The sequence below is a fragment of the Paenibacillus sp. JJ1683 genome (genome assembly GCF_053006485.1).
Map to the genome: position 1 here is coordinate 1 of NZ_CM129820.1, position 13,744 is coordinate 13,744.

General features: G+C 46.2%; 9 protein-coding genes and 1 rRNA gene. 9 read left to right on the forward strand and 1 reads right to left on the reverse strand.

What is annotated here, in order from left to right; translation table 11 throughout:
• From dnaA to gyrB, 6 genes are all read left to right on the forward strand, one after another.
• Positions 1–1,347, forward strand: a complete 1,347-nt coding sequence (gene dnaA / locus ACUC6J_RS00005; RefSeq protein ID WP_013368644.1) for a chromosomal replication initiator protein DnaA — start codon at positions 1–3, stop codon at positions 1,345–1,347.
• Positions 1,348–1,533: 186 nt separating this feature from the next.
• On the forward strand, positions 1,534–2,676 hold the full coding sequence (gene dnaN / locus ACUC6J_RS00010; protein ID WP_016822441.1) for a DNA polymerase III subunit beta: 1,143 nt from the start codon (positions 1,534–1,536) through the stop codon (positions 2,674–2,676).
• 37 nt (positions 2,677–2,713) lie between these two features.
• Entirely contained in the window at positions 2,714–2,932 is a 219-nt protein-coding gene (yaaA, locus tag ACUC6J_RS00015) for a S4 domain-containing protein YaaA (protein ID WP_016822440.1), read from the forward strand.
• 54 nt (positions 2,933–2,986) lie between these two features.
• Positions 2,987–4,102 carry a DNA replication/repair protein RecF gene (gene recF / locus ACUC6J_RS00020; RefSeq protein WP_045244810.1) on the forward strand — a complete coding sequence of 372 codons (1,116 nt, stop codon included), beginning with the start codon at positions 2,987–2,989 and terminating at the stop codon, positions 4,100–4,102.
• A 16-nt stretch (positions 4,103–4,118) separates the two neighbouring features.
• Positions 4,119–4,370 carry an extracellular matrix regulator RemB gene (remB, locus tag ACUC6J_RS00025; RefSeq protein ID WP_007433255.1) on the forward strand — a complete coding sequence of 84 codons (252 nt, stop codon included), beginning with the start codon at positions 4,119–4,121 and terminating at the stop codon, positions 4,368–4,370.
• 31 nt (positions 4,371–4,401) lie between these two features.
• Positions 4,402–6,312: a DNA topoisomerase (ATP-hydrolyzing) subunit B gene (gyrB, locus tag ACUC6J_RS00030; RefSeq protein ID WP_016822438.1), complete on the forward strand. Its 1,911-nt coding sequence runs from the start codon at positions 4,402–4,404 to the stop codon at positions 6,310–6,312.
• Positions 6,313–6,453: 141 nt separating this feature from the next.
• Here gyrB and ACUC6J_RS00035 read toward each other — a convergent pair whose 3' ends face one another.
• Entirely contained in the window at positions 6,454–7,281 is an 828-nt protein-coding gene (locus tag ACUC6J_RS00035; RefSeq protein WP_447249584.1) for a YheC/YheD family protein, read from the reverse strand.
• A 466-nt stretch (positions 7,282–7,747) separates the two neighbouring features.
• On the opposite strand from ACUC6J_RS00035, the gene gyrA reads away from it, so the two are divergent.
• The 3 genes from gyrA (at position 7,748) to ACUC6J_RS00050 (ending at position 13,483) form a co-directional block, all read left to right on the forward strand.
• Complete coding sequence (gene gyrA, locus ACUC6J_RS00040; protein WP_016822436.1) at positions 7,748–10,312, forward strand: DNA gyrase subunit A; 2,565 nt, start codon at positions 7,748–7,750, stop codon at positions 10,310–10,312.
• 206 nt (positions 10,313–10,518) lie between these two features.
• A complete protein-coding gene (locus tag ACUC6J_RS00045; protein WP_447250320.1) occupies positions 10,519–11,607 on the forward strand; it encodes an HD-GYP domain-containing protein in 1,089 nt (362 codons plus the stop codon).
• 322 nt (positions 11,608–11,929) lie between these two features.
• Positions 11,930–13,483, forward strand: a 16S ribosomal RNA gene (locus tag ACUC6J_RS00050).
• The last annotated feature ends 261 nt before the right edge of the window (positions 13,484–13,744 follow it).

A 13,744-nucleotide genomic window follows, 5' to 3' on the forward strand; every position in this document is an offset into this window, starting at 1 on the left:
GTGGACAGCCATACCTCTGAACTATGGCAGCAAATTCTATCCATCATACAAACCAAGCTGAGTAAGCCGAGTTACGACACTTGGTTTAAGGCTACCAAGGCAGCGAAACTAAATGACCACTCCATTGTGATTTCTGCACCGACAACTTTTGCCGTGGAATGGCTTGAAAGCCGCTATACCAAGTTAGTCGGAGCAACGGTTTATGAGATTTTGGGCAAACATTTAGAGGTCAAGTTCGTTATTGAAGAGAACAAGCCCGCCGAGGTCGACCTTCAGCAACAACCTCAGCAGCAGCCGGTCGTTCAAGAAGAAGCTGTATCCCATATGCTGAATCCTAAATATACATTCGATACATTTGTCATTGGATCGGGGAACCGTTTTGCCCACGCGGCATCGCTGGCCGTCGCCGAGGCGCCGGCCAAAGCTTACAATCCGCTATTTTTATACGGTGGTGTAGGTCTGGGGAAAACGCATCTGATGCATGCTATCGGTCACTATATTTTGGAGCATAATCCGACCAGCAAGGTCGTTTATTTATCGTCGGAGAAGTTTACGAACGAGTTCATTAATGCCATCAGGGACAACCGCGGAGAGAGTTTCCGGAATAAATATCGCAACATTGATATTTTGCTCATTGATGATATTCAATTCATTGCGGGCAAGGAATCGACGCAAGAGGAATTTTTCCATACGTTCAACGCGCTTCATGAGGAACGCAAGCAGATTATAATCTCAAGCGATCGACCGCCTAAAGAAATTCCAACGCTGGAAGAACGGCTGCGCTCTCGCTTCGAGTGGGGACTTATTACGGATATTCAACCGCCGGATTTGGAGACGAGAATTGCTATTCTTCGGAAAAAGGCGCGGGCAGAAAACCTGGATATTCCTAATGAGGCCATGATGTATATCGCGAATCAAATTGATACAAACATCCGTGAGCTGGAGGGGGCGCTCATTCGCGTTGTCGCTTATTCTTCCTTAACCAATCAGGATGTATCAAGCCATCTCGCGGCTGAGGCGTTAAAGGATATTATCCCATCCAGCCGTCCAAAAATGATCACGATTCAGGATATACAGCATCAAGTCGGGGAATTTTATAATCTACGACTGGAAGATTTCAAAGCACGTAAGCGGACGAAGGCTGTAGCTTTTCCACGGCAGATTGCCATGTATCTTTCCCGTGAGCTAACCGACTATTCTTTGCCGAAAATCGGCGAAGCTTTTGGTGGTCGTGATCATACAACTGTCATTCATGCGCACGAAAAAATCTCCAAATCCATTCAAGTGGATCAGGATCTATTTAAAGTTATCAACAACCTAATAGAAAAAATCAAAAATCCAACCTGAACAAGTTCAGAGCCTATACACAATTTATACACATGTGGATAGGCTTGATTTTATTAGGGTTACAGATAGTTATCCACATATTCAGTGCGCCTATTACTATTACTAATATATTTTAAAGATATACATCACCTATATAAGGCCCGCGTCAACGCGTGCTTGCAGGATTAAAACCCGTAGGAGGAACTTATGAAGATTAGCATTCTGAAAAACGTTTTGAACGAGGCTATACAACATGTATCCAAAGCGATATCCAGTCGGACCACGATTCCAATTCTGAGTGGTATTAAGCTGGATGTGAATCACCAGGGAGTCACACTGACCGCTAGCGATACAGACATCTCTATTCAATCCTTTATTCCGATGGAGGATGGTGACCAAACTGTCGTTCAGATCGAACAACCTGGCAGTGTAGTGCTGCCCGCTAAATTCTTTGTCGAAATTATTAAAAAGTTGCCGTCTCAGGAGATCCGCATGGAGGTAAAAGACCAATTCCAAACCTTTATCTCATCCGGTGCTACTGAAATTCAAATCGTTGGTTTGGACCCTGAGGAATTCCCGGTGCTGCCCAACATTGAAGAAAATCAAGTCATCTCTGTGCCAGGTGATTTGCTTAAAAATATGATTAAACAGACGGTATTCTCCATCTCTACCCATGAAACGACACCTATTTTGACGGGTGTATTGTGGAATCTGGCTGAGGGTGAATTGAAATTTGTCGCCACGGACCGCCACCGCCTTGCCACCCGCAGCGCTCATTTGGAGACCTCTGAAGGCTTGCGTTTTAGCAATGTTGTCATTGCAGGTAAAACGCTCAATGAGCTGAGCAGAATTATTCCGGATCAAAATATGCTTGTGGATATCGTCGTAGCGGACAATCAGGTATTATTTAAGGTGGATCGCGTGTTATTTTATTCCCGCATCTTGGACGGCACCTATCCTGATACTTCTAGAATTATTCCGACTTCCTACAAAACAGAACTGGTTGTGGACACAAAAAGTTTGAGCGAGTCTATTGACCGTGCTTATTTGTTGTCCCGTGAGGAAAAAACGAATATTGTAAAAATGCAATCGTTGGAAAACGGTGATCTAGAGATTTCCTCCAGCTCATCTGAGCTTGGTAAAGTGCGTGAGGAAGTAAATGTGTCTAAATTTGAGGGAGAGCCACTCAAAATCTCGTTCAACTCCAAATATATGCTCGACGTGCTGAAGGTGATTGACAGCGAGCAACTGACGATTGCTTTTACTGGCATTATGAGCCCCATTATTTTAAAACCGGCAGATTCCAGCAATGCGCTGTACATCATCCTGCCATATCGCACAACCAACTAGCGTCACCCACCCGAACAAGCGAAAGGATGAACAGGCCTTGAAACCAATATCTATACAGACCGAATACATCAAGCTCGATCAATTTTTGAAATTAGCCGATTGTGTATCCACAGGAGGCATGGCTAAAGCCCTGCTGCAGGAGGGACAAGTCCGCGTTAATGGTGAGCCAGAAGAACGTCGGGGGAGAAAATTGTACCCAGGCGATACTGTAGAAGTAGAGGACATTGGACGTTTCGAGGTTACGGCAGGAGCATGATCGCCTGAACGGCAAGGACTCCTTTTAGGTGCGGAATAACAAGGGGGACCCTATGTGTTTGTGAACAACATTGTTTTGCAGCAGTACCGGAACTATCAACAGTTGGAGCTGAATGAATTCGGGCCCGTTAATTTGCTGATCGGACAAAATGCGCAAGGCAAAACGAATCTGGTTGAGGCGATTTTTGTATTGGCTTTGACTAAAAGTCACCGAACGTCCCGCGATAAGGAATTAATTTCTTTCGGGGCTACTTCCACCCATCTAGCTGCCGATGTGGATAAAAAATACGGGAAAATCAGATTGGATCTCTCGTTATCCACACAAGGCAAAAAAGCAAAGATCAACGGGCTAGAGCAGCGAAAGTTGAGCGATTTTATCGGTTCGTTAAACGTGGTCATGTTTGCGCCCGAGGATCTGGAAATTGTCAAAGGAACACCGGGGGTTCGCCGCCGGTTTCTTGACATGGAAATCGGACAGGTTGCGCCAGGATATTTGTATCATTTGCAGCAATATCAGAAAGTGCTGGTTCAGCGAAATAATCTGCTCAAGCAAGCTTGGGGTAAAGATATGGCGTCCGTGCAGCTGATGCTGGAGGTATGGGATGAGCAACTTGTTGAGCATGGTGTTAAAATTGTAAAAAAGCGGAAACAATTTATAACAAAGCTACAAAAGTGGGCCCAAGCCATTCATGAAGGGATTGCAGGGGGGACAGAAGAGTTAAAATTAACCTATGTTCCCTCCTTCGGTGAGCCAGAGGAAGAAGATGAAGCTGTCTTATTGGAGCGATTTATGATAAAGTTATCCCAAATGAGGGAACAGGAAATCCGCCGTGGCATGACTTTGGCGGGACCCCATCGTGATGATTTGGCCTTTGCCATTAACGGCAGAGAAGTGCATACGTATGGCTCTCAGGGGCAGCAGCGGACGACGGCCCTGTCTTTGAAGCTGGCCGAAATAGAATTAATTCATGAGGAAATTGGGGAGTATCCTATCCTGCTGCTGGATGATGTGTTGTCCGAGCTGGATCCCTATCGTCAGACTCAACTGATCGAGACTTTCCAAAGCAAGGTACAGACCTTTATCACGGCAACCGGGATTGAGACGTTGAACGCAGAACGACTTAAGGGTGCCCATATTTATCACGTCCACGACGGGCATGTGGAACACTAAGGAGTGAGTGACTGCTATGTATATTCATCTGGGTGGAGAAAAGATCATCCGCTCGTCCGAGCTTGTGGCTATTTTCGATATCTCGATTGAAAAATCCTCTAAAATCTCCAAACAATACGTGAACCACGCCCAACAGCAAAAGCATGTCGAGATGATTGGCGAAGAGGAAGCCAAGTCCATCGTAGTGACTCAGAATACGGTGTATTATTCCCCCATCTCCTCAACAACACTCAAAAAGCGGGCAAACCAGTTTGTTGCCAATGCTTAACCATAGAAATCTATAGAAGTAGGTGAAAGGCATGTCTATGAATCAACCGTCTTATGATGCGGGCGAGATTCAGGTCCTCGAAGGCCTGGAAGCGGTTCGGAAACGTCCCGGGATGTATATTGGCTCCACGAGCGCCAAGGGGCTCCATCATCTGGTCTGGGAAGTTGTGGACAACAGTATTGACGAAGCGCTGGCGGGTTATTGTAACAGCATTCAAGTTGTCGTTCACAAAGATAATAGCATTACCGTTACAGATAACGGCCGCGGTATTCCGGTAAGTGAACACGCCAAAATGAAAAAATCAGCGCTGGAAGTCGTAATGACCGTACTTCACGCAGGTGGTAAATTCGGAGGCGGAGGGTACAAGGTGTCTGGTGGTCTGCACGGGGTTGGTGTATCCGTGGTGAACGCGCTCTCCAGCAAAATGATTGTTCATGTTAAACGGGATGGACATGTATATGAGCAGGAATACCATCGTGGTGCTCCACAGTATGATGTCAGAGTCATCGGTGACACCGAAGAGACAGGTACCCAAACGACCTTCTATCCGGACGAACAAATCTTTACCGAAACGACCGTATATGACTATGATACGCTGCAGACGCGGATTCGTGAGCTGGCTTTCTTGAACAAAGGCATTGCAATTAGCTTGACCGATGAACGGACAGGCGCCAGCGATACATTCCACTATGAGGGTGGAATCAGTGAATATGTGCAGTTTCTGAATCAAAAAAGAGAAGCCCTGCATGAACAGCCGATCTATGTCGAAGGCTCTCGTGACATGATTCAAGTCGAAGTTGCATTGCAATATAACGACAGCTATACCGAGAATATTTATTCTTTCGCCAACAATATCAATACTCATGAGGGCGGAACTCATGAATCAGGTTTCAAGAGTGCATTAACCCGGATTATTAACGATTATGCACGCAAAAATGGCTTGATTAAGGACAACAATGCCAATTTGACTGGTGACGATGTACGCGAAGGTTTGACAGCGATTATCTCCGTCAAAATTCCTGAACCACAGTTTGAGGGTCAGACTAAAACAAAGCTTGGCAACAGTGAAGTTCGAGGAATTGTCGAGTCCCTGTTCGCAGAGAAACTTCAGGAATTTCTGGAGGAGAACCCGTCCGTCTCCCGCCGTGTAGTTGATAAATCGTTACAAGCAGCTCGTGCCCGGGAAGCAGCACGCAAAGCGCGTGAACTTACACGTCGCAAAAGTGCGCTGGAAATCAGTTCGCTCCCAGGTAAGCTGGCGGATTGCTCCTCTAAGGATGCTTCGATCAGTGAACTGTACATCGTCGAAGGTGACTCAGCAGGGGGATCGGCCAAGCAGGGGCGTGATCGTCACTTTCAAGCGATTTTGCCAATTCGCGGTAAGATCCTGAATGTGGAAAAGGCACGCTTGGACCGTATTTTGTCCAGTGATGAAATACGGTCAATGGTAACAGCAATGGGTACAGGGATTGGAGATGATTTTGACATCAGCAAAGCCCGTTACCACAAGGTTATTATCATGACAGATGCCGATGTCGATGGTGCTCATATTCGCACATTGTTGCTGACATTCTTCTATCGCTACATGCGCAAAATCATTGATGCAGGCTATATATACATTGCTCAGCCACCACTATTCAAAGTTGAGCGTAACAAAGTTGTGCGTTATGCGAACTCTGAAGCGGAACGTGACGAGATCATCAAGGAATTTGGAGAAAATGCGAAGTACAATGTACAGCGCTATAAAGGTTTGGGTGAGATGAATGCGACCCAACTTTGGGAAACCACGATGGACCCAGAGAGCCGTACAATGCTGCAGGTAACTGTCAGTGACGCGATGCTGGCTGATACACTGTTCAATACCTTAATGGGTGACAATGTAGAGCCTCGCCGTGACTTTATCCAAGAACATGCGAAGTACGTGAAAAACCTAGATTTCTAATGTGTGTTATTCCATCCTGATGGCTATGTTATCTGTTCATTAGGGTTGTATAAGCAAGAGTGTACAAGGGGCGCCCAAATGGGCGTCCCTTTTCTTGTCATTAACCAGCCCGGATGGATTTGAATATTTAATTTCAATGTTTTAGGCCTTTTTCTTAGAGCGTACAGGTTTACCTGTGGATGCCGTATACCGGCCGTAGCCTACTGCATATCTGAATATTTTATGATAGAGGCCTTTATTTGGGAGGGAAGCGAACACTTTGATGGCTGGTCTTGTATTGACCTCCAAAATCCATGGATAGTTTTGCTGGTCCAATCCCACATCTAACCCGATTTCCCTTAAACGAGGGTATCTTTTTTGTAGCTGCCAGGCTACTCGCTCGCCCATTTTCGATAATTTTTGCTCCAGTCGTACGGCTTCCTTTACATCCATATATGGAGCCACCAATTCATTGAAAAAACGCGTTGTCCCACCGCTGTGATGATTGGTGACGACTTTGTCAGGAGCAGCTACACGTCCTACAATAAGCGTTGTTTCCCAGTGATGTCTCAAGTTCATCTGGGTCAATACCCTCAGATCGAAGGGACGGGCTTCATGCTGAAGAAGAGGAATTCCGCGCTGTATCAGATATGGACGTTTCTTTATACGAGAAGAAACCACCCTATGCAGCTCATCCAGGCTTTCAAAGGTGAGGATATCTACTTCATAGCGAAGTACATACCAAGTTCTCTCCTCGATGATTCCTTCTTCTGTCGGCGGAAGCTGCTCTGTCTGCCTTTCTGCACGCATAACCCCTTTGCCGTAGGTACCATTATCCGGCTTAATATAGACAGTTCCATACACCGCCAACATTTCATTCAGATGCTCAAACGTGTACAAACGTGTTTCCGGTATATAAGCGGCCAATGTCGGATGGGGAAGAATGGCATTTGTTTTGGCCCACTTACTGGATACTCGCTGAATAGACAAGTATTCTCATCCCTTTCTTTTCGAAATATGAGTCATGTACCTGGAATTCACACCCTTTAACAAAACAAGGGAAACTAAAGGACAAGCGCGTAAAACAATGATATAATAGAGAAATACGGCGTTTTTCGGAATTTTGCTAAGTAGAACCCTGACCGTATACGTATTGTATGTGGAAAAGGCCCTTAGGGTGGGGGCTAATCCCCAGTTCAGGGGAATTTGTTATAATCAGGGCTTGTAAGTTGTACAAGAAAATAGCAATCTGCTACAGGCAGAAGGGGAATGACGAGGGTTTTACGCTGTAAAGAGGACAAATGCGTTTAATTGTGCTCTTTTTGTGAAAGTAATATAATTATACAGATGAGGATTTCAGCCAAAATCCTGCGCAAGGAGCGGAGTATATAGGCAGTGTCTTGTTAGGCTTTTCACATAGAGAGCGCTGTATTGAAGGATGAGAAGGAGGACCAGCATGGCGGATCAAAATAACTCGCAAATCATCAATAGGGATATCGGAGTGGAAATGCGCGAATCCTTTATGGATTATGCCATGAGTATTATTGTTAGCCGTGCCTTGCCTGATGTGCGGGACGGACTGAAGCCGGTACACCGTCGTATTCTGTATGCGATGTCCGAGCTAGGCATGTCGCCAGATAAGCCTTATAAAAAATCGGCAAGAATCGTCGGTGAAGTTATCGGTAAGTATCACCCTCATGGTGATACGGCTGTATATGATACGATGGTGCGGATGGCGCAGGATTTTTCCTTGCGTTATATGTTGGTGGATGGACACGGTAACTTTGGCTCCGTGGATGGAGATATGGCAGCAGCAATGCGTTACACTGAAGCACGGCTGTCCAAGATTGCCATGGAAATGCTCCGTGATTTGAACAAAGAGACCGTTGATTTTATGCCTAACTACGATGGTGAAGAGAACGAGCCTGTCGTATTGCCTGCACGTTATCCTAACTTGCTGGTTAACGGTGTCGGCGGGATTGCAGTTGGTATGGCAACCAACATTCCTCCGCATAACTTGGGAGAGGTTATTGATGGTGTACAAGCACTGATCGAAAACCCTGACATTACGCCGATGGAACTTATGGACTACATTCAAGGCCCCGATTTCCCAACAGCAGGTTATATCTTAGGTCGCTCAGGCATTCGTCAAGCGTACCAGACTGGCCGCGGATCTGTGACCATGCGTGCAAAGACCACCATAGAGGAGATTGGCAATAAAGCACGGATTATCGTGCATGAGCTGCCTTACCAAGTGAATAAGGCTCGTCTGGTCGAGAAAATTGCTGAACTAGTACGTGACAAGCGTATTGAGGGCATTACGGATCTTCGCGATGAATCCGACCGTACGGGTATGCGTATTGTGATCGAGTTGCGTAGAGATGTGAACCCGAACGTCGTTCTGAATAATTTGTTTAAACATACGGCCATGCAGTCCAATTTCGGTATCAATATGCTTGCGATTGTAAACAATGAGCCGAAGATTTTGAACCTGAAAGATGTCTTGTATTATTATCTCAAGCATCAGGTTGAGGTTATTCGTCGTCGGACAGAATTTGATCTGAAAAAAGCCGAAGCTAGAGCACACATTCTGGAAGGCTTGCGTATTGCTCTTGACCATCTGGACGAAGTTATTTCCTTGATTCGTTCTTCCCAAACTGCAGAAGCAGCCCGTGAAGGACTGATTGAGCGTTTCTCGCTGACTCTTGAGCAGGCTCAGGCTATTCTCGATATGCGTCTGCAACGCTTAACCGGTTTGGAACGTGAGAAGATCGAGAACGAATATAACGAGCTAATTCAAAAGATAATGGAATACCGCGAAATTTTGGCGAATGAGCATCTGGTACTCAACATCATTAGCGAAGAGCTGAATGAGTTGAAAGGACGCTTCGCCGATGAACGTCGCACTGAAATTACAGTGGGTGAAGAAAGTATTCTGGATGAGGATCTCATTCCGCGTGAAGACGTTATTATTACTGTAACCCATACTGGATATATCAAACGCCTCCCTGTTACTACGTATCGTAGTCAAAAACGCGGTGGTCGTGGTGTAGTAGGTATGGATACCAAAGATGAGGACTTCGTAGAGCATCTGTTCATTACGAATTCACATCATCATTTGTTATTCTTTACGGACAAGGGCAAGGTATACCGGATTAAGGCCTATGAGATTCCGGATTTAAGCCGGACAGCTCGGGGGACACCGATTATTAACCTGATTCAGATTGAGCAGGGTGAGTCGATCAATGCAGTAATTCCAATTGAGGAATTTGTGGAGGATAGTTATCTATTCTTTGCGACCCAGCATGGGATTATTAAGAAAACACCTCTTGATGACTATGCGAATATCCGCAAAGGCGGCCTGATTGCCATTAATTTGCGTGAAGATGACGCCCTGATCGAAGTGAAGCTGACTGATGGACAGCAGGAAATGATTATCGGTACAGCACAAGGTATGTCTATCCGCTTCCCTGAAAGTGACGTACGATCTATGGGGCGTAGCGCTACAGGAGTTAAAGGGATTAGTCTTGACGAAAGCGATGCTGTAATCGGCATGGATATCGTCAATACCGACCTGGATATTCTGATCGTAACGGCCAAGGGTTATGGCAAACGTACCCCTGCTGTGGATTATCGTATCCAGAGCCGTGGAGGCAAGGGGATCAAGACAATTAACGTTACCGATAAAAATGGTCCAGTGGTCGGCCTCAAGGTAGTAAAAGCCGAAGAGGATTTGATGATTATTACAGCTAGTGGCACCTTGATCCGGACTAGCATGGGGGAAATCTCCACGATGGGTCGGAATACGCAAGGGGTAAGATTGATTAATATTCGCGATGATGATTCGGTTGCAACGGTTTGTCGGGCGAACAAGAATGAGGAGCAAGATGAACTGCTTGAGGATTTATTAGAGGATGGAGGAACTGGTGAGGAGCCAACTCTGTCATCTGCTGAACCAACTCTTGGAGCGAATGCAGAAGATACGGAAGGTAACGGTTCAGAATCTTCTGGGGACGAATAAGCCCTGAATATAGAAGCAACAAATTTAGATTGAAGAGACTCTCTGGCTATTTGGTCAAGAGAGTCTTTTTTTCTTGTTCAGGTTGATCAATTCAGACTAGCACGTTTTAAATGGCATAAAATGAATGTACAGGATCATTTCCAAGTAATATAATGACATCATAACTGGCAGCTGGAGCAGCTGTTGTGAGAACAGAGAGGTTGACCATGACAACTGTACCCGTATCCGAATTAAAAGCAGGACTTAAATTGCAAAGCGACGTTTTTACTGAAATGGGCAGCCTGCTGCTACCGAAAGGGCGTATTTTGCTACCACGTGACTTAGAGATTTTAGAGGCGTTCCTGATTCAACAAGTAGAGGTAGGGACGGATGATATTGCAAAATCCAGTAGCGAGCCTACCACTGTTCGATCTGGGACAGCTGAATCGCAGGGAGCTTCGTTAGATGGGCGAGATGAAGCCGAACAATTCCAGGATGAGTATGACAAAATGGTGATGCTTGTTAAGAATGCGTTTCAATCCGTACTTGTCTCTAATTTATCTATATATGAGTTGCGCGGACAACTGGAGTCCTTGCTGGCACATATCCAACGCTATAATGTAATGACCTATACTCCGCCTGCTATGATCGAAGTGGACTATATTTTTCACAATGCCGTGCTAACTTCCCTTACCTCTTACTCCATTGCACAATGGATTGGGTTGCCTCAAAAGGATTGGATGCAGGTGGCTTTTGCCGGATTGCTTCATGATATAGGGAATGCTAAGATGGACCCGTCCATTCTGTACAAGCCCTCCGAACTAACACGAGAAGAGCAAGAAGAAGTACGCCTCCATACATCACTAGGATACCAAATGCTTAAAAATGTGAAGGCTATTAACGAAGGTGTACGTTTGGCAGCTCTTCAGCATCATGAGAAAGTGGACGGTACTGGATATCCATTGCGCCTTAAGGGAGAGCAAATCCATATATACGCTAAAATCGTAGGGGTGGCTGATGTATTCCATGCCATGACTCTAGAAAAAACATACCGACCTGCCCAATCGCCTTATCTGGTTCTAGAGCAAATTAAATCAGAATCATTTGGAAAGCTGGACCCAAGTGTCGTGCAAGTCTTCATACAAAAGTTAACCCAATTTAATAATGGAACCAAGGTGCGTCTGAATGATAACCGTACAGGGGAAATTATTTTTGCTGATCGAGATCACCCGACTCGTCCGTTGATTCAAGTAGAGGGGGAGATCATTAACCTTATGCTTCAAAGAGAACTTTATATCGAGTGTATTGTTACTTAACTGGGTCTTTTCAAAAAAAAAGTTGCGCAATATAGTGAAGATATGATATATTCTTTCTTGTCGCTTCAAGTGTTGAAATAAAGAAGCGAAAAACACTTTTGAAAAAAAGTGTTGACACAAACTTGAATAACATGATATACTATAAAAGTTGCTGAGGGGAACGAGAATTACTCTAAAGCAAACAAGAAATGTTTGATCTTTGAAAACTGAACAACGAGTGAGTAAAATGATTTTGTTCGCAAAATCAAACAATGAGATATTTTATCTCGTCAGTTTCAAAATGAGCTAATCGCTCTTTCGATAAACCAACTTCGGTTGGTCTTTAATGGAGAGTTTGATCCTGGCTCAGGACGAACGCTGGCGGCGTGCCTAATACATGCAAGTCGAGCGGGGTTAATTAGAAGCTTGCTTCTAATTAACTTAGCGGCGGACGGGTGAGTAACACGTAGGCAACCTGCCCACAAGACAGGGATAACTACCGGAAACGGTAGCTAATACCCGATACATCCTTTTCCTGCATGGGAGAAGGAGGAAAGGCGGAGCAATCTGTCACTTGTGGATGGGCCTGCGGCGCATTAGCTAGTTGGTGGGGTAAAGGCCTACCAAGGCGACGATGCGTAGCCGACCTGAGAGGGTGATCGGCCACACTGGGACTGAGACACGGCCCAGACTCCTACGGGAGGCAGCAGTAGGGAATCTTCCGCAATGGGCGAAAGCCTGACGGAGCAACGCCGCGTGAGTGATGAAGGTTTTCGGATCGTAAAGCTCTGTTGCCAGGGAAGAACGCTTGAGAGAGTAACTGCTCTTGAGGTGACGGTACCTGAGAAGAAAGCCCCGGCTAACTACGTGCCAGCAGCCGCGGTAATACGTAGGGGGCAAGCGTTGTCCGGAATTATTGGGCGTAAAGCGCGCGCAGGCGGCTCTTTAAGTCTGGTGTTTAATCCCGAGGCTCAACTTCGGGTCGCACTGGAAACTGGGGAACTTGAGTGCAGAAGAGGAGAGTGGAATTCCACGTGTAGCGGTGAAATGCGTAGAGATGTGGAGGAACACCAGTGGCGAAGGCGACTCTCTGGGCTGTAACTGACGCTGAGGCGCGAAAGCGTGGGGAGCAAACAGGATTAGATACCCTGGTAGTCCACGCCGTAAACGATGAATGCTAGGTGTTAGGGGTTTCGATACCCTTGGTGCCGAAGTTAACACATTAAGCATTCCGCCTGGGGAGTACGGTCGCAAGACTGAAACTCAAAGGAATTGACGGGGACCCGCACAAGCAGTGGAGTATGTGGTTTAATTCGAAGCAACGCGAAGAACCTTACCAGGTCTTGACATCCCTCTGACCGGTCTAGAGATAGGCCTTTCCTTCGGGACAGAGGAGACAGGTGGTGCATGGTTGTCGTCAGCTCGTGTCGTGAGATGTTGGGTTAAGTCCCGCAACGAGCGCAACCCTTATGCTTAGTTGCCAGCAGGTCAAGCTGGGCACTCTAAGCAGACTGCCGGTGACAAACCGGAGGAAGGTGGGGATGACGTCAAATCATCATGCCCCTTATGACCTGGGCTACACACGTACTACAATGGCCGGTACAACGGGAAGCGAAGGAGCGATCTGGAGCCAATCCTAGAAAAGCCGGTCTCAGTTCGGATTGTAGGCTGCAACTCGCCTACATGAAGTCGGAATTGCTAGTAATCGCGGATCAGCATGCCGCGGTGAATACGTTCCCGGGTCTTGTACACACCGCCCGTCACACCACGAGAGTTTACAACACCCGAAGTCGGTGAGGTAACCGCAAGGGGCCAGCCGCCGAAGGTGGGGTAGATGATTGGGGTGAAGTCGTAACAAGGTAGCCGTATCGGAAGGTGCGGCTGGATCACCTCCTTTCTATGGAGAATCGTTTCCTGCGATGGAAACATTCAAATTAGCAGGTACAGCGTACCTGCAACCGGATATTCAATTCGGTTCATCACATTCGTGTGAATGAAATGAATATCCTGGACTTACTCACTCGTTGCTCAGTTTTGAGAGTTCAAACTCTCAAGCTTCGACGAATGTTTCATTCACACATCGTGTGGAACCGAAATATTCATCGGGTTTCGCTTCGACGAAGCGAATTGCACCTTGAAAACTGGATACCGAAACGAA